This is a genomic window from Zoogloea sp. (assembly GCF_044344315.1).
Taxonomy (GTDB): Bacteria; Pseudomonadota; Gammaproteobacteria; order Burkholderiales; family Rhodocyclaceae; genus Zoogloea.
Genome location: NZ_JBIJDC010000070.1, coordinates 1 through 24297, shown reverse-complemented (window position 1 = coordinate 24297; position 24297 = coordinate 1). Strand labels below are relative to the sequence as shown.

At 63.8% G+C, this 24297-nt stretch carries 19 protein-coding genes; 8 read left to right on the top strand and 11 right to left on the bottom strand.

All coding sequences use genetic code 11. The annotated features are described in order from the left end of the window. The 8 genes from ACIQ09_RS14805 to ACIQ09_RS14770 form a co-directional block, all read right to left on the bottom strand. A partial coding sequence (locus tag ACIQ09_RS14805) for an amino acid--tRNA ligase-related protein (RefSeq protein ID WP_398311343.1) occupies window positions 1-686 on the bottom strand: 686 nt, incomplete at its 3' end. Between the two features lie 52 nt (window positions 687-738). Next, entirely contained in the window at window positions 739-1374 is a 636-nt protein-coding gene (locus tag ACIQ09_RS14800) for a DUF502 domain-containing protein (protein ID WP_398311340.1), read from the bottom strand. A 25-nt stretch (window positions 1375-1399) separates the two neighbouring features. After that, window positions 1400-1672: an FmdB family zinc ribbon protein gene (locus ACIQ09_RS14795; protein ID WP_398311337.1), complete on the bottom strand. Its 273-nt coding sequence runs from the start codon at window positions 1670-1672 to the stop codon at window positions 1400-1402. Window positions 1673-1782: 110 nt separating this feature from the next. Further along, complete coding sequence (locus ACIQ09_RS14790) at window positions 1783-2634, bottom strand: prepilin peptidase (RefSeq protein ID WP_398311334.1); 852 nt, start codon at window positions 2632-2634, stop codon at window positions 1783-1785. Between the two features lie 17 nt (window positions 2635-2651). Next, window positions 2652-3896 (bottom strand): type II secretion system F family protein, encoded by a 1245-nt coding sequence (locus ACIQ09_RS14785; RefSeq protein ID WP_398311331.1) that lies wholly within the window; start codon window positions 3894-3896, stop codon window positions 2652-2654. 22 nt (window positions 3897-3918) lie between these two features. Then, window positions 3919-5637 carry a type IV-A pilus assembly ATPase PilB gene (gene pilB / locus ACIQ09_RS14780; protein ID WP_398311328.1) on the bottom strand — a complete coding sequence of 573 codons (1719 nt, stop codon included), beginning with the start codon at window positions 5635-5637 and terminating at the stop codon, window positions 3919-3921. A 91-nt stretch (window positions 5638-5728) separates the two neighbouring features. Beyond that, window positions 5729-7003, bottom strand: coding sequence for an HlyC/CorC family transporter (locus ACIQ09_RS14775; RefSeq protein ID WP_398311325.1), 1275 nt, complete (start codon window positions 7001-7003; stop codon window positions 5729-5731). Window positions 7004-7055: 52 nt separating this feature from the next. Then, window positions 7056-7883, bottom strand: coding sequence for an inner membrane protein YpjD (locus ACIQ09_RS14770; protein ID WP_398311322.1), 828 nt, complete (start codon window positions 7881-7883; stop codon window positions 7056-7058). A gap of 38 nt (window positions 7884-7921) precedes the next feature. Between ACIQ09_RS14770 and ffh the strand changes: the two genes are divergently transcribed. The 6 genes from ffh (at window position 7922) to ACIQ09_RS14740 (ending at window position 17680) form a co-directional block, all read left to right on the top strand. Beyond that, a complete protein-coding gene (gene ffh / locus ACIQ09_RS14765) occupies window positions 7922-9283 on the top strand; it encodes a signal recognition particle protein (protein WP_398311319.1) in 1362 nt (453 codons plus the stop codon). 83 nt (window positions 9284-9366) lie between these two features. Continuing rightward, entirely contained in the window at window positions 9367-12606 is a 3240-nt protein-coding gene (locus ACIQ09_RS14760) for a chemotaxis protein CheB (protein ID WP_398311316.1), read from the top strand. 37 nt (window positions 12607-12643) lie between these two features. Beyond that, window positions 12644-15253, top strand: coding sequence for a PAS domain S-box protein (locus tag ACIQ09_RS14755; RefSeq protein ID WP_398311313.1), 2610 nt, complete (start codon window positions 12644-12646; stop codon window positions 15251-15253). A 63-nt stretch (window positions 15254-15316) separates the two neighbouring features. Then, entirely contained in the window at window positions 15317-15934 is a 618-nt protein-coding gene (locus ACIQ09_RS14750; protein WP_398311310.1) for a response regulator transcription factor, read from the top strand. Between the two features lie 218 nt (window positions 15935-16152). Beyond that, the gene (locus ACIQ09_RS14745; protein ID WP_398311307.1) at window positions 16153-16716 is read left to right on the top strand and encodes a phasin family protein; all 564 of its coding nucleotides are present in this window, start codon (window positions 16153-16155) and stop codon (window positions 16714-16716) included. 160 nt (window positions 16717-16876) lie between these two features. After that, the gene (locus ACIQ09_RS14740; protein WP_398311304.1) at window positions 16877-17680 is read left to right on the top strand and encodes a ferritin-like domain-containing protein; all 804 of its coding nucleotides are present in this window, start codon (window positions 16877-16879) and stop codon (window positions 17678-17680) included. Here ACIQ09_RS14740 and ccsB read toward each other — a convergent pair. From ccsB to ACIQ09_RS14725, 3 genes are all read right to left on the bottom strand, one after another. Continuing rightward, on the bottom strand, window positions 17665-18804 hold the full coding sequence (gene ccsB / locus ACIQ09_RS14735; protein WP_398311301.1) for a c-type cytochrome biogenesis protein CcsB: 1140 nt from the start codon (window positions 18802-18804) through the stop codon (window positions 17665-17667). The genes ACIQ09_RS14740 and ccsB overlap by 16 nt on opposite strands. Window positions 18805-18818: 14 nt before the next feature. Then, on the bottom strand, window positions 18819-20861 hold the full coding sequence (locus ACIQ09_RS14730; RefSeq protein ID WP_398311299.1) for a cytochrome c biogenesis protein ResB: 2043 nt from the start codon (window positions 20859-20861) through the stop codon (window positions 18819-18821). Window positions 20862-20978: 117 nt separating this feature from the next. Continuing rightward, on the bottom strand, window positions 20979-21614 hold the full coding sequence (locus tag ACIQ09_RS14725; protein ID WP_398311296.1) for a c-type cytochrome: 636 nt from the start codon (window positions 21612-21614) through the stop codon (window positions 20979-20981). A gap of 108 nt (window positions 21615-21722) precedes the next feature. On the opposite strand from ACIQ09_RS14725, the gene yihA reads away from it, so the two are divergent. Next, on the top strand, window positions 21723-22340 hold the full coding sequence (gene yihA / locus ACIQ09_RS14720; RefSeq protein ID WP_398311293.1) for a ribosome biogenesis GTP-binding protein YihA/YsxC: 618 nt from the start codon (window positions 21723-21725) through the stop codon (window positions 22338-22340). A 106-nt stretch (window positions 22341-22446) separates the two neighbouring features. Continuing rightward, a complete protein-coding gene (locus ACIQ09_RS14715) occupies window positions 22447-23886 on the top strand; it encodes a mannose-1-phosphate guanylyltransferase/mannose-6-phosphate isomerase (RefSeq protein WP_398311290.1) in 1440 nt (479 codons plus the stop codon). The last annotated feature ends 411 nt before the right edge of the window (window positions 23887-24297 follow it).

Genomic DNA, 24297 nt, shown 5'->3' with positions numbered 1-24297 from the left:
TCGGGTTGGCGGTCGGCGCGCAGGTCTTCGTCGCGGAAGCACTTGACGATCTGGTAGTAGCGGTCGTAGCCGGCCACCATCAGCATCTGCTTGAAGAGCTGCGGCGACTGGGGCAGGGCGAAGAACTGGCCGTCGTGCACGCGGGAGGGCACCAGGTAGTCGCGGGCGCCTTCCGGGGTGCTCTTGGTGAGCATCGGAGTTTCGATGTCGATGAAGCCCTGGGCATCAAGGAAACGACGGAAGGCCATGGCCGTGCGGTAGCGCAGGATCATGTTCTTCTGCATCTGCGGACGGCGCAGATCGATGACGCGATGGGTCAGGCGAGTGGTCTCGGAGAGGTTTTCCTCGTCGAGCTGGAACGGGGGCGTGGCGGAGGTGTTGAGCACCTCGATGTCGTGACACAGGATCTCGATTTCGCCGGAAACCAAGTTGGCATTCTCGGTACCGGCCGGACGGCGGCGCACCTTGCCGGTGATCTTCAGCACGAACTCGCCGCGGATGGTCTCGGCCACGTGGAACATGTCGGCCCGATCGGGATCACAGACCACCTGAACCAGGCCTTCCCGGTCGCGCAGGTCGATGAAGATCACGCCACCGTGGTCGCGCCGACGGTGAACCCAGCCGCACAGGGTGACGATCTGGTCGAGATAGGCGGCAGAGACAAGGCCGCAGTATTGAGTTCGCATGGTGGAGTCTTTATTCCTGGAAAAAACGGAACGCGGCTGGAAACAACCGCGTTTATTGATTCAGAAGGGCCGCAGCGGGCCGGGGGGCCGTGGTCCGGTGGGGAGGAGGGGCCACGACGCCCATGGAGATGATGTACTTGAGGGCCTCATCGACGCTCATGTCGAGCTCGATGGCGTCCTTGCGCGGCAGCATCAGAAAGAAACCGGAGGTGGGGTTGGGCGTGGTCGGCACATAGACGCTGACGAAGTCATTGCCCAGGTGATGGGCTGCGTCACCCCCAGGTGCGCCAGTCTGAAAGCCGATGGTCCACATGCCTTCCCGCGGGTACTGGATCAGGAGGGCCTTGCGAAAGGCCTGGCCGTTGCTGGATAGCAGGGTGTCGGAGACCTGCTTGACGCTGTAGTAGATCGATTTGACCACCGGGATCCGCGACAGCAGGCTTTCCCAGAAGCCGACCATCCGCTGGCCAACGAAGTTGGCCGCGGCCAGACCGGTAATCAGGATGAGCAGCAGCGAGACGAGAACGCCAATCCCCGGGACATGGAAGCCGAAGAAGGCTTCCGGCCGGACTGTGGCCGGGACAAGGAGAAGGATCTGGTCAAGGGTATTGACGATCCAGGCCAGCACCACGAAGGTGATGACCAGCGGAATCCAGATCAGCAGTCCGGTTACGAAGTATTTTTTCATTCAGCAGTTTACGCGCGCGTCGTCCTCAGTGGCACGCGCAACTGCCGCCGCAGGGTGTGGCTGCGGCTGCCGGTGTTTCCGTCTTGGCCGGCTCCGAGCGCGGGCTGGCACTGCTGCCACCCTTGAAGTCGGTGGCGTACCAGCCGCTGCCCTTGAGCTGGAAGCCGGCGGCTGAGATCTGCTTCGCGTAGCTTTCTGCTCCGCAAGCCGGGCAGGTGGTGAGCGCGGGGTCGCTCATTTTCTGAAGGTGGTCTTTCTGGTGGCCGCAGGCGGCACAGTGATACTCGTAGATGGGCATGACGAGCTCCGGGAAGTCAATGGACGAAGTTTAGCGCATCGCAACATCGGGCGAAACTGACCCTCTTCTGCCCAGTTGGGGGCGGAAGCCGGCATTTCAAGCTGCACGACTCAGAGCATGCCCAGATACGCCTGGGTCAGGGAAGGGCCCCAATAGAGGGCGAGCAGCCCGGCGGCGGCCAGGTAAGGGCCGAATGGGATGGGGATCTCGCGACCATGGCGGCGGAAAACAATCAGGGCAATGCCGACGATGGCGCCGACCAGCGACGACAGCAGGATGGTGAGAGGCAGGATCTGCCAGCCCAGCCAGGCGCCGATAGCTGCCAGCAGCTTGAAGTCGCCGTAGCCCATGCCTTCCTTGCCGGTGGTGAGCTTGAACAGCCAGAAAACCGACCAAAGGGTGAGGTAGCCGGCGGCGGCGCCCACCACTGCGCTGGAAATGTCTGTGAACGTGCCGGAGAGATTGAGCAGCAGTCCGGCCCACAGCAGGGGCAGGGTGATGCTATCGGGCAGCAACTGCGTATCCAGATCAATGAAGCACAGGGCGATGAGGGCCCACAGGAAGAGCAGGGCAGCGGCACCGGCCATTCCGAAGCCGAAATGCCATGCCGTAAAGCCGGAAAGGGCTGCGCAGAGGAGCTCGATGAGTGGATAGCGGACGCTGATCGGCCCGCTGCAATGGCGACAGCGCCCCCTCTGCAGCATGTAGCTGAGAATGGGCAGGTTCTCGAGGGCGCCGATTGGATGGCCGCAATGGGGGCAGCGCGAGCCAGGTGTGGCGAGATTGAAGCGCTGCGCCTGGGGGCCTGGTTCTTCACCGCGCAGGGCCGCAGCCTCCGCCTGCCACTCCCGCTCCATCATGAGCGGAAGGCGGTGAATCACCACATTGAGAAAGCTGCCTACGAACAGGCCGATCAAGGCGCAGGCCGCACTGAAGACGAGAGGATCCTTGAATGCTTCCATCGGGCTGGGGCAGAGAGTTAGCCGACGACGGCGCCGAGCTTGAAGATCGGGAGATACATGGCGACAACCAGACCGCCGATCACCACGCCGAGAAAGACCATGATGATGGGCTCCAGCAACTGGCTCAGACCAGCAACCGCGTCGTCTACTTCCTGCTCGAAGAAGTCGGCGACCTTGCTTAGCATGGAGTCGAGCTGGCCGGATTCCTCACCGATAGACACCATTTGCACGACCATGGTCGGAAAGACCAGTGCGTTCTGCATGGCAACAGTCAGGCTGGTGCCGGTGCTGACGTCGGACTGGATCTGCCGTGTGGCGTTTTTGTACACCACATTGCCGGCGGCGCCTCCCACGGAGTCGAGGGCTTCCACCAAGGGGACACCTGCAGCGAACATGGTTGACAAGGTGCGGGTCCAGCGGGCGATGGTGGCCTTGCGGATCACTTCGCCGATGACCGGGAACTGCAGGATCATCCGGTCGACGGCGGCCTGCATCGCAGTCGACCGCCTGTAGGAAGCCCCGATCCCGATCACCGCGCCGGCGATGATCCCGAAGGCCAGATACCAGTAGGCGACGAAGAAGTCGGAAATGGCGATGACGAACAGGGTCGGGGCGGGCAGCTCGGCGCCAAAGCTCGAGAAGACCTTCTTGAACTCCGGAACCACGAACAGCATCATCACCGACACCACCAGAGCCGCCACAACCACCACGGCGATGGGGTAGAACATGGCGGACTTGATCTTGCCCTTGATGGCGAGAATTTTTTCCTTGTAAGTGGCCAGACGGTCGAGCAGGGAGTCGAGGATACCGGCTTGCTCACCTGCAGCGACGAGGTTGCAGAAGAGGGCGTCGAAATGGACCGGGTGGCGCCGGAAGGCCTGGGACAGGTTGCTGCCGGTTTCCACGTTGGCCCGCACGTCATTGAGCAGGCGGGCAAGCGAAGGATTGCCGCAGCCCTTGATGGCGATGTCAAAGGACTGCAGCAGGGGGACACCGGCACGCATCATCGTGGACAGCTGGCGGGTGAACAGCGCGATGTCCTTGTCGGTGATCTTGCGGCCGCGGGAAAAGGTCTGCTTGCGGATCTTCTGGGCCAGGATGCCCTGGCGGCGCAGCACCGTCTGCACAACGGTTTCGGTTGCTGCACGCATTTCACCGCGGATGATCTTGCCGGTCTTGTCCTTGCCTTCCCAGATGAAAAGGTATTCACGCGCAGTATTGGCTGTGCGGGATGGGGTTTTCTTGTTGGATGCTGTGGCCATCAATCGTTTCCGCGTGAAGCAATCACTCGTTGGTGCAGGCGAGCACTTCTGTCAGGGAGGTGACACCCTGCTTCACCTTGAGCAGGCCGGACTGGCGAAGGTCACGGACGCCTTCGAGCTGGGCCTGGGCAGCAATGTCCATCGAGTTGCCGTTCGTCATGATTATACGTGCGATCTCCTCGGAGATCGGCATCACCTGGTAAATGCCGAGTCGTCCCTTGTACCCACTGCCCTTGCAGCGTTCGCAGCCAACGGGGCCGTAAGGCTGCCAGGTGCCGTCCAGGTCGCTCTCGGTGAATCCGGCGGACATCAGCGCCTCAATCGGGATGTCGATGGGCTTTTTGCATGAGCACAAGCGGCGGGCGAGCCGCTGGGCGGTGATCATGATGACCGACGATGCAATGTTAAACGGCGCCACGCCCATGTTCTTGAGGCGCTCAAGGGTCGAGGGGGCGTCGTTGGTGTGCAGGGTGGATAGCACCAGGTGGCCGGTCTGGGCTGCCTTGACGGAGATTTCGGCGGTCTCCAGGTCGCGGATTTCACCCACCATGATGACGTCCGGATCCTGGCGCAGGAAGGCCCGCAAGGCGAAGGCGAAGGTCAGGCCGGCCTTTTCGTTGACGTTGACCTGGTTGATGCCCGGGAGATTGATTTCCGCGGGGTCTTCCGCGGTGCTGATATTGACACCCGGCTTGTTGAGGATGTTGAGGCAGGTGTAGAGCGAGACTGTCTTGCCGCTGCCGGTCGGGCCCGTGACGAGAATCATGCCGTAGGGGCGCTGCACTGCGTCCATCAGTACGGCCCGCTGATCGGGCTCGTAGCCCAGGGCGTCAACGCCGAGCATGGCCGATGAGGGGTCGAGAATCCGCATCACGATCTTCTCGCCGTAGAGGGTCGGTAGCGTGGAGACGCGGAAGTCGATGGCCTTGTTCTTCGACAGCACAAGCTTCATCCGCCCGTCCTGGGGAACACGTTTCTCGGAAATGTCCAGGCGGGAGATGACCTTGATGCGGGCGGCAATCTTTTCCTTCAGCACCAGAGGCGGCTGAGCGATCTCGCGCAGGATGCCGTCGGTGCGGAAGCGGATACGATAGTACTTCTCGTAGGGCTCGAAATGGATGTCAGAGGCGCCTTCGTTGATGGCGTCAATCAGGAGTTTCTGGATGAAGCGCACCACCGGTGCGTCGTCTACTTCCGATGCGGCTTCGTCAGGGGTGGCCGCCTGCTCTCCTCCACCTTCCTGGCCGAGGAGGTCCATGTCGAACTCTTCGCCGGTCAGCTCCTTCAGCGTCGTCGCGGCTGATTCGGACAGATGTTCGACCAGGGCCATCAGCTTGGGCACCTCGACCACCACCGGATCGACCGCCAGACCGGTCTGGAAGCGGATCTCGTCGAGAATGCGCAGATTGGACGGGTCGGACAGGGCAAGGCTGAGCCGGTTGCCCCGGCGCCCCAAGGCCACCACCTGATGTTTGATCATCAGCTTGCGGTCGATGGCGTCGGTGGGCAGGTGGGCGGTATCGAAGGCCGCCAGGTCAAGAGTGGGCGAGCCGAAGGTCTCTGCGGCAAACAGGGCAATGTCGGAGGCGCTCATCAGGCCGCGATTGATGACCTCCACGAGGAAGTCGTTGGGGTTCGCGGACGGCGACGAGCAGGCGAGGGCCTCGGCCTCTAGGAGCCTGCCATGCTGGACGAAAGCGCGGGCGAGACCGCTCAGGGCGGCTTGGGAGGGAGAGGACATGCCGGAGCGTGGATAGAAGGGATCGGCCTGAAATGCGTCTGGATCATGCCGTCAGGCGGAGGGCTTGTAAAGCCGCGAAACACTCTATGGCTTATCGGGCGCCCGCGGGGCGGAAGATGCGTACCGTCTTGATGCGTCGGTCTTCGGCCTGGACCACCTCGATCGGTACGCCGGCGATCTTCACCGACACCCCGGACTCGGGAATGTCCTGGAGGTGCTCGAGCACGAGTCCGTTGAGGGTCTTGGGCCCGTCGACGGGCAGGTCGAGGCCGAGCTTGCGGTTGAGGGCGCGCAGATGCTGGCTCCCATCAGCGATCACGCAGCCGTTTTTGTCCCAGCACAGTTTTTCGGAGGAGTCCGGGGCACTGGTGGTGAACTTGCCGATCAGCTCCTCGATGATGTCCTCCAGGGTGACCAGGCCCAGGAGCTCGCCGTATTCGTCCACCACCAGCCCGAGGCGTTCGCGGTTTTCCTGGAAGAAGTGCAGCTGGGAATAGATCGGCGTGCTGGCCGGAATGAAGTAGGGCTTGGTCAGCATGTCCCGGATGTCGCCTGTCTCAAGGCTGCGATCCAGGGTCTGGCCGACAATCCGGCGTACGTGAAGGAGTCCGATGACCGCATTCATCTCTCCGTCGAAGACCGGCAAGCGCGTGTGGTAGCAGGTGGCCAGGTGGCCCTGGATCACATCAATCGGGTCTGAAATGTCGACGGCTTCGATCTGGTTGCGCGGCGTCATCACGTCTTCGACGGTGATGTCTTCAAGCTCGAAGAGGTTGAGCAGGATGCTGCGGTGCTTGGGTGGAATGAAGGCCCCGGACTCCAGCACCATGGTGCGCAACTCCTCGGTGGACAGGCTGTGGGCCTCTTGGTCGTTACCGTTGCGCAGGCGCAGCAGGCGCAGCAGGCCGGCAACGAAGAGATTCACGAACCAGACGATGAAATACAGCCCCTTGAGCAGCGCCGACAAGGGGTAGCTGACAATGCAGGCAAGGCGGTTGGCATGGTTGGCGCCGATGACCTTGGGGGTGATCTCCGAGAACACCAGGATCAGGAAGGTAACAACGAGGGTGCTGACGCCGAGCACCCATTCCTCACTGCCGAAGAGCTGAATGGTGATGACGCTCACCAGGGTGGCTGCGGCCGCATTCACCAGGTTATTGCACAGCAGGATGATGCCGAGCAGCTTGTCCGTCTTGCCAAGAAGCTCCAGGGCCAGACGGGCTCCCCGGGAGCCGAGATTGGCCGCGGAGCGCAGGCGATAGCGATTTGCCGCCATCATGGCCGTTTCGGCCATGGAGAAAAAGCCGGACAAGGCGAGCAGCGTGACCAGGATCGTCAGCTGGGCGGAGAGGGGGATGCTGTTCAAGGGGCGCGGTGTGGGTGACTTCAGGCCAGTATTGAGGCCGGGTCTGTGCTTGTCAAGCCGGGCGGGAGAGCAGGACTTCCGCCACGAAACGGCTGCCCACGTAGGCGAGCATCAGGGCAACGAAGCCGGATAGCGTCCAGTACAAGGCCTTCTTACCGCGCCAGCCCCAGGCATGCCGCCCGACCAGCAGACTCGCAAAAATGCACCACGACACGATGGCGAACACCGTTTTGTGGTCCAGCCGGAAGGCCTTGCCAAACAGGGCCTCGGAAAACAGGATGCCCGAACCCAAAGTCAGGGTGAGCAGTACGAAGGCGATGCCGATGAGCCGGAACAGCAAGGTTTCCATGGTCAGCAGCGGTGGCAGGGAGGCGAAGGCGCGGGTCAGGCGAGCGCCGTGGAGGCGCTTCTCGGCAACGGCCATCAGCGTGGCGTGGAGGGCCGCCAACGTGAACAGGCTGTAGGCCAGCATGGCGACAACAAAGTGCGCGCGGAACAGCGGCGAGTTGGCGTTGGTCAGCAGATGCTGGTCCGGAAAGAAGGCCGGCAGCAGCGCGCACACGGCCGCAGCGGGCATTGCCAGCGTCTGCAGGCCTTCAAGCCGGGCATACAGACTTTCGATCCAGTAGAACAGCATGGCCAGCCACAGCATCAGTGACAGGGCCAGGCTGAAACCGAAGTGAATGCCGTCGGACGAGAAGAACACGCCATGAAGTGCGAAGCCGTGGGCCACCAGGGCCGCCAGCATCACGAGCCGCTCCCAGGGTAGCAGGCCCTGACGGGGTGCCCGGGTTGGTGCCAGCCAGCGGCTATGCCAGAAATGCACGCCGAGGATGGCATACAGGGAGGCGGGGAGGAGATGAAGTAGAATCGCGGCCATTCCTCAAGTTTACTCCAAGGCCTCGGTCACGAACCATCATGCTGGATAACCTCACAACCCGCCTGGCTAAAGTCGTCAAGACCCTCCGGGGTCAGGCGCGCCTTACCGAAGAAAACATTCAGGACGCCCTCCGCGAAGTCCGCATGGCGCTCCTTGAGGCCGACGTGGCCCTGCCGGTGGTCAAGGATCTCATCGCCCGCGTCAAGGAAAAGGCGGTCGGCACCGAGGTGCTGAGCTCCCTGACCCCGGGCCAGGCCCTGGTGGGCGTGGTGCACCAGGAGCTGACCGAGCTGATGGGCGGCGCCCACAGTGGCCTCAACCTGGCAACCCAGCCACCGGCCATCATCCTCATGGCGGGCCTGCAGGGCGCGGGCAAGACCACCACCACCGGCAAACTCGGCAAGATGCTTGTCGAGCGCATGAAGAAGAAGGTGCTGGCGGTGTCCACCGACGTCTATCGTCCGGCGGCCATTGCCCAGTTGCAGACCGTGTCCCAGCAGGCCGGCATCGAATTCTTCCCGTCCACGCCTGACCAGAAGCCGGTGGACATCGCCCGTGCCGCGGTGGATTACGCCCGTCGTCACTACATGGACGTGCTGCTGGTCGATACGGCCGGCCGGCTGGCCATCGACCAGGTCATGATGGAAGAGATCCAGGCCCTGCATGCGGCGGTCAATCCCATCGAAACCCTGTTCGTCGTCGATGCGATGCTCGGTCAGGATGCGGTCAATACCGCGCGCGCCTTCAATGAGGCTCTGCCCCTGACCGGCGTGGTCCTGACCAAGCTGGACGGTGACGCCCGCGGTGGTGCGGCCCTGTCGGTGCGTCATGTCACCGGCAAGCCCCTCAAGTTCGCAGGTGTCGGCGAAAAGCTCGGCGGCCTCGAAGAGTTCCATCCCGAGCGGATGGCCAGCCGCATCCTCGGCATGGGCGACATCCTGTCCCTGGTGGAAGATGCCCGGCGCGGCGTGGATGAGGAGAAGGCCAAGGAGTTTGCCCAGAAGCTCAAGAGCGGCAAGGGCTTCGACCTCAACGACTTCAAGGATCAGCTCGGCCAGATGAAGAAGATGGGTGGCCTCTCCAGCCTGATGGACAAGCTGCCGGCGCAGTTCGCCCAGGCGGCGGGCCAACTGCAGGGTGGTGTCGAGGAGAAGGCGGTCAAGCGCATCGAGGGCATCATCAACTCCATGACCCCCGCCGAGCGGGCCAAGCCGGAGATCCTCAAGGCCTCCCGCAAGCGGCGCATTGCGGCCGGTGCCGGGGTGACGGTGCAGGAGGTCAACCGTCTTCTCGGCCAGTTCGAACAGACCCAGAAGATGATGAAGCAGTTCTCCAAGGGCGGCATGCAGAAGATGATGCGCGCCATGAAGGGCCTGATGCCGGGGGGCGGCCTGCGCTGATGCTGCACCTGCGCTTGCGTTTTGGTTAGTGTCAGTCTTTATTGTGGTGCGTAGTGCCGGGCGTTCCGGCTGCGGAGGTGGGAATGGCTGAAAGTTCGGAGGGGAGCGGGGCGCTGGGAGGGGATGACGGAGAACTTCCGCAGGATCCTCCGGAAGGCATGGGCCTGGAAACGCCACCCCTGATGCGCAAATACGTCGTGTGCGTCGGCGCCTCTGCGGGTGGCCTCGAAGCGCTTTCGGGGCTGTTCTCCAGTCTCCCCACCGATCTGGGCGCGGCCTACGTGGTTGTCCAGCATCTGTCTCCCACCTATCGCAGCATGCTGGTCCAGTTGATCGGCCGCGAGACGGCGATGGAGGTCAAGGAGGTCGAGCAGCACGAATCCCCACGCCCTGACACGGTTTACATCACCCCGCCCAATCGCAACCTGCTGTATCGGGACGGTCGTTTCGAGTTGGTCGAGCCGGGCCCCAACGTACTGCCCAAGCCGTCTGTCAACAGCTTCTTCTATTCCATCGCCGCGGAACGTGGCGAGGACGTGATCGGCGTGATCCTGTCGGGCACCGGCTCCGACGGAGCTGGCGGCGTGCGGGCAATCAAGGCCGGCGGTGGGCTCGTCTTCGCCCAGGATCCGGGGTCCGCCAAGTACGCCGGCATGCCCCAGTCGGCCATTGAGACCGACTGCGTAGACTGGGTGCTGCCCCCGGACGCGATCGCCCGGGAGATCTCCCTGATCGTGCGGACCCAGGGGCTGGTGGTTCCGCCCGAGAAATTGCGTGATGCCCCGGGCACCATCCAGTCACTGCTGAACCGGGTGCAGCGTTACACCCGCATCGATTTCTCCGGATACAAGGAAAACACCGTCTGGCGGCGCATTTTGCGGCGGATGGCGACCAACCGGGTCGAGTCCCTGCAGGACTACATCGACCTCACCGAGCGCAATCCCGAGGAGCTCGGCCAACTGAGCAAGGAAATCCTCATCTCGGTAACGTCCTTCTTCCGCGACCGGGACGCTTTCGATGGGCTGGCAACGGCCCTGTGCGAGCGCCTTGCCCTCAAGCGGCCGGGCGACGAGATCCGCGTTTGGGTGCCGGGGTGCGCGACCGGTGAAGAGGCCTACGCGATCGCCATCCTGATCTCCGAGTATCTGGGCGCCGCCATCTCCGAGTTCACGGTGCAGATCTTTGCCACCGACATCGATATGAGTGCCATGGCAATTGCCCGGCGCGGTGTGTACTCGGCGGCCAGTCTCGGTGAAGTGGATGCCGCCATCGTCCAGAAATACTTCATCACCGCCGGCGATGCCTATGAAGTGGTCAAGCCCCTGCGGGAGCTCGTGGTGTTCGCCCGCCAGGATCTGGTCCAGGACCCACCCTTTGTCCGCCTCGATCTGGTGAGTTGCCGCAATGTGCTGATCTACTTCCAGAACCCGCTCCAGGAAAGGGTTCTGGGCACCTTCCACTATGCCCTGGCCCCGGCCGGCCTGATGTTCCTGGGCAAGTCCGAAAGTGTTTTCCAGCACGAGGATCTCTTCGACACAGTCAATCGGGACGCAAAGATCTTTCGTCGTAGCGGAGTGGCGGCCCGGGCACCCCTGGGACCCATGCGCCAGCCTTTGCGCAGTCGCACACCGGAGCGGGAGCGGCGCAACCCTGCCGAAGTGCTGCTGGAGGCGTTGGCGGAGGCCTACGCGCCGCCGAGCCTCCTGGTGAATCAGAGCTTCGAGATCCTCCACGTTTTCGGGGAGGTGAATCGGGTGATCGGCATCCCCTCCGGGCGCCCTGATTTCAACCTGCTGGGACTCATCCGCCGCGAGTTTCGCACCGAGCTGCAGACCCTGTTGCACCAGGTTCGCCAGAAGGGCGCGCCGATCAGCGGCAGGCCCCGGTTGCTTGATCTGCCGGGTGGCTCCCCTCAGCAGTTGCGCATGCAGCTCAGGCCCGTCAGCGTCGAGACCGACGGGGATGCCGCGATCGTTTCCTTCGAGAACGTAGTCGAGGTCCCGTCGGCTTCAGACGGCCTCCCTGGCGAGCTCAACATGGCCTCCCGGGATCTCGAGGAAGAGCTTATCGCCACCCGGGAGCACCTTCAGACAGTTGTCGAAGAGCTCGAAACCTCCAATGAAGAGACCCAGGCCCTCAACGAGGAGCTGCAGGCCTCCAATGAAGAGTTGCAGGCGGCCAACGAGGAACTGCAGGCGGCCAACGAGGAGCTGCAATCCACCAACGAAGAGCTGACCACCGTCAACGAAGAGCTTCAGATCAAGTCGGCCGAGCTGGCGGATGCCAATGCCGACCTGGAGAACGTCCAGAACAGCTTCGGTTTCTCCCTGCTGGTGGTCAGCGAACAGATGCGCCTGCTGCGCTTCAATGAAGTGGCCGCCCGCTACTTTGGCCTCAATGACAGCGCGGCCGGTGAGCATGTGCGCATCATCCTGGCCCAACAGAAGCTCGATGCCCACACCGACCTGATCGAACAGGTTGTCACCGACGGACGCCCCGTTGAACGCCAGGTCAGCGATGCCCTGCGCCATTACCTGATGCGCGTCTCGCCAAGAGCTGTTGCCCGAAGCACCGAGCGCGGGGGGGCGGTCATCACGCTGATCGACGAGACCCATCTCCTGGAAACCCAGCGGCAGCTGCGCAACAGCGAAAAGCGCATGACGTCGATCATGGAGAATGCCTTTGCCCTGATTTCCGTAAAGGACACCCTGGGGCGCTACGAGTACGTCAATTGCCGTTTTCAGGAGTACTTCGGCACAACCGCCAACGAGTTGATCGGGCGTACCGACTTCCAGCTCCTGCCCGACGGGCAAGCCAGCCAGATCCGTGAGCGCGACCTGGCCGTGCTGGCCAGCGGTCAGAGCGTCGAGAGCGAGGAGACCCTGATGCTTGCCGGTGGAGAACACACCTTCATCGTCCTGCGCTTTGTCCTGCTGTCCGACGATGGTGTAGTGGCTGGGCTGTGCACCAAGAGCACCGACATCACTGAACGCAAGCGCCGGGAGGCCTGCCTCATCCAGCGTGAGTCCTTTCTCAGGGACGCCCTCGCCTCCCTGCCCATGGCGCTCCTCCTTGAGTTCGATGCCGGAGGCGATCTGGTACGCCTGGTGGGTGAGCTGGGGCGCGGGCAGCTATCCGGCATGGCGCCGGGTAGCGCCGCGGCGGACGTCTTCCGGATGCTCGATTGGCCCGCCGTCGAGCAGGCCCTGGCCGACGGCAGCGAGCACACGCTGGCGGGGATCGTCCTGGAAGGTCGTTCCGTGACCGCGCGGTGTTGTCGTACCCACGGTCAATCGGCCTTCGTCCTCGTTGTTCCAGCCTGATCATGTGGGGCCGGGCCCATAGGGAAGTGAGTGCCGCATGGCCCGGCAGGCGAGTCTGAGCGTGGCGATGCCGGAGCCCGCCGCCGAGTGGGGGGCGCCGGCCGGCGATCTTGCCGGGCTCCCCGTGCCGGCGGCGCGCGTGGCGGTGGATGGGGCTCTGTGTCAGGCCAACCACGACTGGTTCGCGTTGCTGGCACCCGCGCAGGCGGCCTCCGCTGCTTGGCTGGAACTGTTCGATGCGCCCGGCGCTGGGCGCCTGCGTTCTGCCTTGGCCACGACTACGGGCGATATCGACCTGATCCTGACCCAGGGCGGCGACAACGGACGTTACCTGCGCGTTCGCGGTCGCTACGACCCGGCGCGTGCAGGCTGGTTGCTGATCTGGGCTGACGAGTCCGTTTCCATGCGTGCTGACCAGGCATTGGGGCAGGCCCTCATGGTTGCCCACGAGGCGCGTGAGGAGGTTGAAAACATTTTCGACGCCGCCGCGGAAGCCATGCTGATGGTCGACTGCAGCACGCTGCGCATCCTGCGCAGCAACCCGGCTGCAGCGCAGATCTATGGTTACGTGGTACGTGACCTGGAAGGGCGCCCGGTTTCAGACCTGGTGGCAGGATCGGCGGTGGCGGGCGACTTCATCCGCCTGCATCGGGACTACGTGCCGCTGCGCTTCCATCGCCGCGCTGACGGCAGCCACTTGGCCGTCGAGATCCGCATCCGCTACTGCTTGCGCAATGGGCGGGAGGTCGCCGTCATGACGGTGCGGGATGCCTCCGAGCGGACCCGCAGCGCCGGCGCGCAACTCGAGAGTGACCAGCGCTACCGGACCGTGTTTGACGGCGCCCCGTTTCCCATCCTCCTGCTCAATACCCAGGGCAGCGTGGTTGACGCAAATCCCGCAGCGGCGGCCCTGTATCGCTTCAACCGCGAGGAGATCCTCGGGCAGCGGGCGTCGGCCCTGATCTCTGACGGGCTCGCCCTGCTCCGGCTTTTCGTGACACGTCCGACCTTCCTGCCGGCGGCTACCCACGTTCGAAGGGACGGCACCCGCTTTGCCGCCGAAACCACCGTCTCCTACATTCACCAGCGCGGCGCGCAGTTGGCGATCCTTATCGTGCGTGACGTGACCGAGGCCCGCGAGACGGTAACCCGTCTCGAGGAGGCCGAGGAGCGCTGGCGCTTTGCCCTGGAAGGGGCCGGTGATGGCGTCTGGGACTGGCACGTCAGGGAAGGCAGCTTCTACCGTTCGCCCCGTTGGGGAGAAATGCTGGGATACACCCCGGAGGAGTCCCGGCGCCTGGTGTGGAACGAACTGCTGCATCCCGAAGACCGGATCCGCGTGCTCGAACAGATGGACGCCTATCTCCACGGAGCCTTGCCGATCTACGAGTCGGAGTTCCGCTTGCGCAGCAAGGATGGCCAGTATCGCTGGATCGCTGCCCGGGGCAAGGCCATGGCCCGGGATGCCGATGGCACGCCCGTCCGGATTCTTGGCACCCACCGGGACATCAGCCAGACGCGCTCCCTGATGGAGACCCTGCGGGCCTCCGAGCGGCTCTGGCAATTCGCGCTCGAAGGGCATGGCGATGCCCTGTGGGACTGGGCTGTGGAGACCGGCGAGATCAACGTCAGTGCGTCTTTTGCGGCGATTATCGGGTACCCCGCGGATCGCCCTCTTTGCGGCAACGACATCTGGCCATCACGCCTCCACCCGGACGACCTGCGCGGCGCCATTGCCGCGTTTTCGGCCCACCTCTCCGGCGCTCGACCGATCACCGAGGCCGAGTTTCGCCTGCGAATGGAGGATGGCTCCTATCGCTGGATAGCCCTGCGTGGCAAGGTCATGGAGCAGGATGCCAGCGGGCGCTCCACGCGCATGATCGGTACCGTGCGTGACGTCCACGACCGACACCTGAGCGTCGAGCGGGAGAAGCAGCAGCAACGCGAGCTTGCCCACGCCGCCCGGCTTATTCACGTCGGAGAAATGGCCTCTGCCCTGGCGCACGAGATCAACCAGCCGCTCACTGCCCTGCGCAATTTCAGTGCTGTCGCCTTGCGCCGCCTTGATGAACTCGAGAGCGGCGGTGAGGCCATTCGAGGCCCCCTGAAAATGATCGCAGATCAGGCCTTGCGGGCTGGGGAGATCGTGCACCGGGTACGCGGTTTCGTGCGTAAGGGAGGGCTGGTCACCGCCCCCGTGGCCATGAACGAAGTGGTGCGTGACATGGTGCGCTTTGCCGAGTTTGACGCCAGAGCTCACTCGGTCCAGTTCGTCCTCGACCTGGCCGAGCTTTTGCCGCCCGTGCTGGCTGACCAGGTCCAGATCGAACAGGTCGTCGGCAATCTGGTCAAAAACGGCATTGAGGCGATGGGCGAAAGCACCGGAGAACGGGTCTTGAGCATTCGCACCCGTCTGCTTGACGATGGAACGGTGGGCGTCTGCGTCATCGACCGGGGCAGCGGTCTCGCCGATGTGGTTCGTGCCGACCCCTTTGCACCCTTTGTCACCACCAAACCGGACGGGGTTGGGCTTGGCCTCGCCATCTGCCGCACCATCGTAGAGAACCATGGCGGGCGGATGTGGGTCGAGTCCAGCTGCTCGCTCGGAACCACCTTCAGTTTCTGCCTGCCGGTTGTTGCGGCGTGAATTCACCGCATGCCCAGGCAGAACGACACGTCGTGCACCTCACTTCAAGCACAGGAGGCTGATATGGAGACGCCGCTGGTATGTGTTGTGGATGATGATGATGCAGTCAGGTTGTCCATCAGTTTGCTTGTCGAGACCCTGGGGCTTCCCGTGCGCAATTTCCCCAGCGCAATCGACATGCTCGCCGATCCCGAAGCCATCGAGCATGCGCACTGCGTGGTCCTTGACGTGCGCATGCCGGGCCTAAGCGGGATCGGGTTGCAGGAGCGCTTGATCCGCCTTGGCAGCGCCATCCCCATCATCTTTGTCTCAGCCCATGGTGACGTGCCCATGGTGGCCCGGGCCATGCGGGAGGGCGCCTTCGACTTCCTGCAAAAGCCCTTCAACGAACAGCATCTGCTCGATCGGGTGCAGGAGGCCGTCCAGGTGGCTGCCCGGCGCCGCAACGAAAGAGTCAGGTTGGCGGATGTCCAGAGCCGGCTCGACTGCCTCACCGCCCGGGAGCGGGATGTGATGGAAGGGATGGTCGCCGGGCGGCTCAACAAGCAGATCGCCGATGACCTGGGCATCAGCATGAAAACCGTCGAGCAACATCGCTCGCGCGTGATGGAAAAGCTGCGTGTCGACTCCCTGGCCGAACTTGTGAGAATGGTTGTGCTGGCAGGGGACCCGTCTGACTGACTACGCGACATGCATCAGGGTTTTCCCGGGGGCTGGGAGGGGAAAGGCCGGATTTGTGCCGTGCAGCATTCTTGGCATCATTCTGTCCATGGCGCTGCGGTAATTGAATAGCTCTCCGCAACGCCTGCTGGGGCGTCGAACAAAAGCACAAGGGAAGAGGTGGGGAGACACCTTCAACATGCGATGCCTGTTACCGAATGAATCGAGGAGTGAAAAAGATGGCGGAGAAGAATGTCTTTCAGTGGGGCCCGTACCAGCAAGCAGCGATTGATAGCGCTTTTGCCCTCGTTGGCAACCTGACCACCCAAGTTGAAAAACTGACCCGCCTGCAGCTTGAGGCGGGAGCCGAGGCGACCCGCGATGCGCTTGCTGCGGCCCAGGCCCTCATCGAGATCAAGGATGCGGCTGAACTCGGCAACTGGCAGGCTGTTTATTGGCAGCCCGGTCTTGAGCGCGTGACTGACACGGCCCGTAAGCAATACGAGTTGCTCGTCGAAAGCCGCAATGTGGTAATCGACGCTTTCAAGGAGGCCTCTTCGGATGCAGCCCAGCAGGTCCAGGTCGGCATCGACCGCCTGGCCGAGCAGGCTCCCGAGGGCTTCGGCCCTGTGTTCGATGTCATTCGTAACGGCCTGGCCGCACAAGCCTCTGCGCTTGAAAGCGTGTCTCTGGTCAGCGATCAGATCAATGGCATCGCCGAGGCCAACGTAGTGGCGCTCAAGAATGCCGTCAAGCCGGTAGCTGCCAAGCCTGCTGCTGCGAGCAAGCGCAAGGCCGCCTGAGCTAAAAGCAACAAAAAGCCATTCTCTGGCCGCGATCTTCGGATTGCGGCCATTTTTTCGTCTGCTGTTCCGCGTTCCCGCTAGGGCCGGCCTGATACCATCCGGCCCTATGCAGGAGACTACCTCGTCGAATCTCCAGGCTCGTGTCCTGGAAGCCCTCATGAGTTGCGACCCAGGGGTGAAGGCAGCCCAGGTCGATGTGCTCCGCACCGACTGGTTTGCCGGACGCATCGTGCTGCCCGATGCCAGTGCATGGCTTCCGCCGATGCTCGATCCCGGGCGTCCGCCGCGCCCCGAACTCGTTCCCCACACAACGCTGCCACGGCGCCGGCCGGGCTCCCCCGAGGGGCACGCGGCCCTACTGCATGCCATCGCCCATATCGAGTTCAACGCCATCAACCTGGCCCTCGACTGTGTCCATCGTTTTCCCGGGTTGCCCGCCGACTATTACGAGGGCTGGCTGACGGTGGCCGCCGAGGAGGCCTACCACTTCTCTCTCGTCGAAGCCCGCCTGAACGCACTGGGCCATGCCTATGGCGATTTCCAGGCCCATAACGGCCTGTGGGAGATGGCCATCAAGACCGCCGACGATCCCCTCGCCCGCATGGCCCTGGTGCCCCGCGTGCTCGAGGCCCGGGGGCTGGACGCGACCCCGCCTATCGTCACCGCCCTGCGCCGCATAGGCGACGAGGCGACAATAGGCGTGCTGGACATCATCCTGCGTGACGAGATCGGGCACGTAGCCCTGGGCGACCGGTGGTTCCGGTATTTCTGTGCCGAACGCGGGCTGGAGCCGGAGGCCACCTACCTGGCCCTGATGCACCGTTTCGATGCGCCCTGGCCGCCCCGGCCCCTCAATGTCGAAGCCCGCCGGCGGGCGGGCTTCAGTGCGGCGGAGATCGCCCGCCTGGAGGCCGGCAAGGCCGCCTTCCGGGCGAGCCAGCCGGATCAGAGCGAGCCGTAGGAATGCAGACCTGACAGGAACATATTGACCCCGACAAACGCAAAGGCTGTGACCAGCAGTCCGGCAATCGCCCACCAGGCCAGCATGGCGCCGCGCAGGCCCTTGGTCAGGCGGATGTGCAGCCAGGTGGCGTAGTTGAGCCACACGATGAAAGCCCAGGTTTCTTTCGGGTCCCACTGCCAGTAGGTGCCCCAGGCTTCCGCAGCCCACAGGGCGCCCAGGATGGTGGCGATGGTGAAGAAGGCAAAACCGATGGCGATGGCCTTGTACATCACGTCGTCCAGCACTTCGGCGGGCGGCAAACGGTTGGCCAGGATGCCCTTGCGCACCAGCAGATCGGCCACCCCGACCATCGCCGCCAGGGCAAAGGCGCCATAGCCGATGAAGTTGGCCGGCACATGCACCTTCATCCAGTAACTCTGCAGCGCCGGGATCAGGGGCTGAATCTCCTGAGCCTCACGGCTGAAGGTGTACCACAGCAGGAAGGCCACCGCCGCCGAGATCACCAGCAGCACGAAGGCCCCCATGCGGCGGGTGGCGTAGCGGCCCTCGTAGTACAGATAGAGCAGGCCGGTCATCAGCGCAAAGAGCACGAAGACTTCGTACAGGTTGCTCAGGGGGATGTGCCCTACGTCGGCGCCGATCAGGTAGCTCTCGTACCAGCGCACCATCAGGCCCGTGGTGCCCATGGTCACGGCACACCAAGTGAGAGCCGACCCGGTGGCATCGGCAAAGTCGGATCGGGCTGCCAGCCCCAGCAGAAAGGCGCCGGTGGCGATGAAGAACAGGGCGCTCATCCACATGATCGCCGTTTGGCTGGAGATCAGGTATTTCAGAAAGAACACCTGCTCGGCCCGCGCCAGATCGCCCTGGTACAAGGCAATGCTGGCCAGGGCCAGGGCCGTCGACACGGCCAGGAAAACCCGGAAGGGCTTCCACGCAAAACCCATCGCCGCAAGGCCCGGCACCGTGAGCAGCAGGATGGCCTTGTCGTAGATGTCCATGAAGCCCCCGTACTGACGCAGGGCAAACAGGGCGCCCCCGGCGAGGGCCAGGGCATACAGCCAGTCACCGGGGTTGAGGCGGCGCAGCAGCGTGCTGCTGTCCTTGTGGGCGATTTCCATGGCGAAACCTTCGGTCAGGGCCGGGGGCCGGGATTGAGCAGGGCGGTGAGGGCATCCCGGTGGTGCCGGAAGCTCTCGTCCACATCCATCGATTTGCGATTCGAGCTGAGGGCCACCAGGGCCTCTCCCGAGCTTTTGATCAGCACGAAGAGGCGACGTTCGCGGATGTACAGCATGGCGAAGACGCCCAGCACCAGGAACAGGGAGCCCAGATAGACGATGGGCTTGCCGGGTGAGCGGGTGACCTGCAGTACCGTGGCCCGGACCTCATCAAAGCCGGTGGGCTGGAAATACACCGGCGCGCCATAGTGCAGGCTGTCGTTGGTGGCATTGAGGGTATCGCGCAGCAGACGGGCGTGCTGGGCGGCCGGTACGACGGCGGGCAGGCCCGCATCGCTACGGGCCATCTTCCAGGCCTCCCAGGCCGAACCCTCGAGGATCTTGATGAACACGTCGGCGGCCTTGTCGCGCTCGGCCTCGGGGATGGTGCTCTCGATGAACTTGCCCAGGCTCTCAAAGCCACCTCGGGCAAACAGCTCCAGGGTGCGCGCCGTGGTTTCCTGCATGCGGCTGCGTATCTCGGGAGCAACATCCGATCCGAGTGCAGTGGCGGTGAAGCGCCGGGCGATCTCCGGGTGCCGGGTGTTGTCGATCAGCACGCGGCGGATCGCGAACCAGCTGTCCGGGCGCCCGTCGTCATCCATCGGAATGCGCATGAAGCGGAAGGGGGCCGAGGGGCTGTCACGCATGCCGGACAGCAGGTACCAGGCGCCATCCTGCAGGATGGGTTGCATGAAGTTCTGGTACTCCCGCGCCTGGCCTGCAGAGTCGCGCAGCTTGTACTGGATGCTCGGGCCGACGTTCTGCATGTCCTTGCTTGTCGGCGAGCGGGCACCGCTGCCCAGATGTTTGTCGAAGCGGGCGAGATTGCCGGTTTCGGCTTCCGGCTTGTCGGTGGCCATGTTCTCGATGTTGAAGGCCCGGAAGCTGCCGAGCTCCAGGGTGTAGTCGAGCCCCGCTTCCTTCAGCGTCACGGATTCGCCGACCACCGCCTCGGCGGGGAAGGGCGGGCGGGTACTGCCGCTGCGCAGATCATGGCCGAGCAGGCGCAGGCGCGAGCCGCCGTCCTCAAAGCTCGCCTGATACATCATCACCCCGGCAAACTCGAAGGGCTTGTTCACCTCGATGGTCTTCTCCACCGACTTGCCGGTGGCGTTCTCGGTGATGAGGATGTCGCTGGCGAAACGCTTGGGCATCCCGCTTTCGTAGTGCTCAAGGTGGAATTTGCGCAGGGACACGGTGAAGGGCAGATCCTGCAGCAGGATGCCGTCCTGCACATTGAGCACCGCCGTATTGGCGCTCTTGCCCTCGGGGATGAAGACGTTGCCGCGGAAGCTCCAGTTGCCCACGCCCAGCCGGCTTTCGGGCGGGATCTGTGCGATCAGCTGATTGCCTGTCGTGAGCTGCTTGCCACCCAGCGCCATCTGGATCTTGAGAGGAAGGTTGCCGTCGAGCAGCCCGCCGACGCAGATCAACACGATGGCTCCGTGGGCCAGAAAGTAGCCGATGCGCGTCCAGCTGCCCTGTTTGGCGGCCAGCAGGACGCCGTCTTCCCGGGTGTTCTCGCGGGCGGTGAAGCCGTGCGCCGTCAGGTAGGCCAGGGTTGCCTCCCGGGCCTGGGGGAGGGCCAGTGTGACCGGCAGGCGCGCCTGGTGGGCAAAGCTGGCCAGGGAGTTCTCCCGGGCATGCTCGCGGAAGCCCCTCATGTCCTTCAGCATGGGCCTGGCCTGGCGCAGGATGCACGCGCTGGTGGACAACACCAGAAAGCTCAGGATGGTGAGGAACCAGAACGAGTTATAGACAGAATACAGGCCGAGCTTCTCGAAGATCGGGAACCAGAAGGGGCCAAACTGGTTGAGGTAGTTGTTGTACGGCTCGTTCTGCTTGACCACCGTGCCGATGATGGAGGCAACGCCAAGCAGGGTCAGCAGGCTGATCGCAAAGCGCATCGAGCTGAGCAGCTCGTAAAGGGCGCGGGAGGTACTGCGGTGTCGCATGGCGGGCTTCGCGGCGAAGGCGGTTGAATCCGGTGGAGCAGGGGGCGGCAAATGAAAAAGGGTGGCCTTGAGACCACCCCTTCTTTCTAGCTGACGGGCGCCCGCAGGCGCCTTGACTCAGCGCAAGCCGGCCGCGTAATCGGCGACAGCCTTGATTTCCGGGTCGGTCATCTTCAGGGCGATGGTGCGCATCATCTTGGCCGGGTCGTTGGCGCGCTCGCCGGCACGGAAGGCCCGCAGCTGGGCTTCGGTGTAGTCGGCAAACTGACCGGACAGGCGCGGGTACTGGGCAGGCATGCCGGCACCGGCAGGGCCGTGGCAGGCCGCACAGGCGGGAATGCCGCGCTTCACGTCACCCGCACGCCACAGCTTCTGGCCGAGATCGATGGACGCCTTGTTCTTGGCAGATTCGGGCTTCAGGGTCTGACCGGCGAAGTAGCGGGACAGGCCCTGCATGTCGGCGTCGGACAGGCCTGCAGCCATGCCGGCCATGATCGGGTTGGCGCGTTCTGCGGGGGCGCCACCTTCACTCTTGAAGTTCTTCAGTTGCTTGTAAAGATATTCCGCATGCTGGCCCGCGAGTTTCGGGTTGACGGGAATCTGACTGTTGCCGTCAGCGCCGTGGCAGGCGCCGCAAACCTGTTCTGCAGTCTGTTTCGCCTTGGCCAGGTCGGGCTGGGCGGCGGCTTTGTCTTGAGCCTGAACCGCGCCGGTGGCCAGAAGCAGCGAAAGCAGCAGGGAACGCTTGATCATGATGTCCTCGGAAGCCAAGAATGTGGATGTCTCAAACCTGCTATTCTATAGCAATTCCAGTCATTTGCGCGATGCAATAGCGTGCGTCGCGCATGCCAAAGCCCCCTCATGTCCCTGTTCCGTAACGCCCAGTTCGAGATTTCCGTTGCCAAGCCCAATGGTCTGCCGCCGCCCGGTGGTCCCGAAGTCGCATTCGCCGGTCGCTCCAACGCGGGTAAATCCAGCGCCATCAACACCTTGTGTGACCACGTCCGGCTGGCCTTCGTCTCCAAGACGCCGGGGCGCACCCAGCTGATCAACTTCTTCCGCCTGCGTAACGGCGCCGTGCTGGTGGACCTGCCCGGCTACGGCTATGCCGAGGTGCCCGAGGCCATCCGCCTCCAGTGGCAACGTCTGCTGGAGGACTACCTCACCCGTCGCCCCAACCTCGTCGGGCTGGTCCTCATCATGGACTCCCGCCATCCCCTCAAGGACCGCGACCGGGTCATGATCGGCTGGTTTGCCCCCAGCGGCAGGCCGATTCACGTGCTGCTCACCAAGAGCGACAAGCTCACCCGTTCCGAGCAGGCCGCCACCCTGGCCCTTGTGCGCAAAGACCTGGCGCCCCTCGGCGAGCAGGTCACCGTGCAGTTGTTCTCGAGCCTCAAGAAGACAGGGATTGAAGAAGCCGAGCGAATCGTCGGATCATGGCTGGCTGTGCCGGAAAACGATTCACCGGTGCCGTGAAGTCCACATGACGCTGGTTTGAGGAACCGGGGATTGTGGTAAAAAGCATGTTCATTGTGCACCGCACGCATTAACCGATTTTTCCACTTTCCCGACCCGACCCATCATGGAACTCCAGCCCGTCATTCTCTCCGGCGGCTCCGGCACGCGCCTGTGGCCCTTGTCCCGCGAGCAGTACCCCAAGCAACTCCTCGCCCTTGTGGGTGAGGAGACCATGCTGCAGGCCACGGCCGGCCGTCTGGCCGGTTTCGGCGGACGCCTGGCGGTCGCGCAGGCACCCATCGTCGTGTGCAATGAGGAATACCGCTTCGTCACCGCCGAGCAGCTGCGCGCCGTGGGGCGCGCCAGCCGTGACATCGTCCTTGAGCCCATCGGCCGCAACACCGCGCCGGCCCTGACCCTGGCCGCTCTGGCTGCGCAGGAGGCTGACCCGGTGCTGCTGGTGATGCCGGCCGATCACGTCATCCGCGACCTGCCAGGCTTTCAGAAGGCCATCGACGAGGGCATTCCGGCGGCCCTTGAAGGCGCTATCGTCACCTTCGGCATCGTGCCGACCCACGCCGAAACCGGCTACGGCTACATCCGCTGCGGCGCCGACCGTGCAGATGGCAGCAAGGCCATCGCCGCCTTTGTCGAAAAACCCGACGCGGCCACCGCCCAGCGCTACCTCGACAGCGGCGACTATCTCTGGAACAGCGGCCTGTTCATGGTCAAGGCCAGTGTCTGGCTGAAGGCCATGGCTCAGCTCCAGCCCGCCATGTCCGCTGCCTGTGCCGCCGCCTGGGCGGGGGGCTCGCGGGATGCCGACTTCGTGCGCGTGGACAAGGCCCTCTTCCAGGCCTGCCCGTCCGACTCCATCGACTACGCGGTGATGGAAAAGCTGTCCGCAACCGACGGGCTCGGCATCGCCGGCTGCGTCGTGCCCATGTCGGCCGGCTGGTCGGATGTAGGGGCGTGGGACGCCCTGTGGCAGATCGCCGACAAGGACGCCAGCGGCAACGTGGCCCGCGGTGACGTGCTCTTCGAGGACAGCCGCAACACGCTCGTCTACGCCCAGGACCGCATGGTGGCCTGCGTCGGCCTGGACGATGCGGTGATCGTCGAAACCCCCGACGCCGTGCTGGTGGCCCGCAAGGACAAGACCCAGAACGTCAAGCAGATCGTCGCCGCCCTCAAGGCCGGCAGCCGAAGCCAAGCCTCTGCCCACCGCAAGATCCATCGCCCGTGGGGCTGGTACGACTCCATCGACAACGGCGAGCGTTTCCAGGTCAAGCGCATCGTCGTCAATCCGGGCGCCCGCCTGAGCCTGCAGATGCACCACCACCGGGCCGAGCACTGGATCGTCGTCAAGGGCACGGCCGAAGTCACCAACGGCGAGAAGACCTTTCTGCTCGGTGAAAACGAATCCACCTACATCCCCTTGGGGCACGTCCACCGCCTCGCCAACCCGGGCAAGCTGCCCCTCGAGATCATCGAAGTACAGTCGGGCAGCTATCTGGGCGAGGACGACATCGTCCGCTTTGAGGATAACTACGGACGGGGCTGAGCCGCCCCTGCCGGATCACCCGGTGGGCGAAGCGGAGGGGCTGACGCTGGCTGGTGGGGTCGAATTCATTGGCTCTGTTCGCGTTAGGTATGTAAACGCTGCCCCTGGCAGGCACGCCGGGCTTGTTGAGCCTTGCCTGTCGGGGGTGAAGCGCGTTTCGGACTTTACGTGAAGGTCGTTAGATCATTCCGTTCGACCTTGAGCCGGTGAGCGCTTACGGACGGCTTTCCGTTGTAGTACGTCACATTGGCCGGGGACTCGCCCCCGGCGGGCGACCTTCTTCTTTGTTGTACGACAAAGAAGAAGGCAAGAAAGCGTACCCCGCTGTCGCGCCCCCTTCGGGGGTTCCCTCCTTCCGGGCCCGTCAGGCGGGGTCTGCGCAAACTCGCCCTGCGGGCTCAAACATGCGCA

Bases quoted from the DNA above. Each gene is read 5' to 3' on its own strand.
- ACIQ09_RS14770 (WP_398311322.1), bottom strand. From the start codon at position 7,883: ATGGCCGCGATTCTACTTCATCTCCTCCCCGCCTCCCTGTATGCCATC.
- ACIQ09_RS14790 (WP_398311334.1), bottom strand. From the start codon at position 2,634: ATGGAAGCATTCAAGGATCCTCTCGTCTTCAGTGCGGCCTGCGCCTTG.
- ffh (WP_398311319.1), top strand. From the start codon at position 7,922: ATGCTGGATAACCTCACAACCCGCCTGGCTAAAGTCGTCAAGACCCTC.
- ACIQ09_RS14785 (WP_398311331.1), bottom strand. From the start codon at position 3,896: ATGGCCACAGCATCCAACAAGAAAACCCCATCCCGCACAGCCAATACT.
- pilB (WP_398311328.1), bottom strand. From the start codon at position 5,637: ATGTCCTCTCCCTCCCAAGCCGCCCTGAGCGGTCTCGCCCGCGCTTTC.
- ACIQ09_RS14760 (WP_398311316.1), top strand. From the start codon at position 9,367: ATGGCTGAAAGTTCGGAGGGGAGCGGGGCGCTGGGAGGGGATGACGGA.
- ACIQ09_RS14800 (WP_398311340.1), bottom strand. From the start codon at position 1,374: ATGAAAAAATACTTCGTAACCGGACTGCTGATCTGGATTCCGCTGGTC.
- ACIQ09_RS14730 (WP_398311299.1), bottom strand. From the start codon at position 20,861: ATGCGACACCGCAGTACCTCCCGCGCCCTTTACGAGCTGCTCAGCTCG.
- ccsB (WP_398311301.1), bottom strand. From the start codon at position 18,804: ATGGAAATCGCCCACAAGGACAGCAGCACGCTGCTGCGCCGCCTCAAC.
- ACIQ09_RS14750 (WP_398311310.1), top strand. From the start codon at position 15,317: ATGGAGACGCCGCTGGTATGTGTTGTGGATGATGATGATGCAGTCAGG.
- ACIQ09_RS14725 (WP_398311296.1), bottom strand. From the start codon at position 21,614: ATGATCAAGCGTTCCCTGCTGCTTTCGCTGCTTCTGGCCACCGGCGCG.
- ACIQ09_RS14715 (WP_398311290.1), top strand. From the start codon at position 22,447: ATGGAACTCCAGCCCGTCATTCTCTCCGGCGGCTCCGGCACGCGCCTG.
- ACIQ09_RS14795 (WP_398311337.1), bottom strand. From the start codon at position 1,672: ATGCCCATCTACGAGTATCACTGTGCCGCCTGCGGCCACCAGAAAGAC.
- ACIQ09_RS14745 (WP_398311307.1), top strand. From the start codon at position 16,153: ATGGCGGAGAAGAATGTCTTTCAGTGGGGCCCGTACCAGCAAGCAGCG.
- ACIQ09_RS14740 (WP_398311304.1), top strand. From the start codon at position 16,877: ATGAGTTGCGACCCAGGGGTGAAGGCAGCCCAGGTCGATGTGCTCCGC.
- ACIQ09_RS14755 (WP_398311313.1), top strand. From the start codon at position 12,644: ATGGCCCGGCAGGCGAGTCTGAGCGTGGCGATGCCGGAGCCCGCCGCC.
- yihA (WP_398311293.1), top strand. From the start codon at position 21,723: ATGTCCCTGTTCCGTAACGCCCAGTTCGAGATTTCCGTTGCCAAGCCC.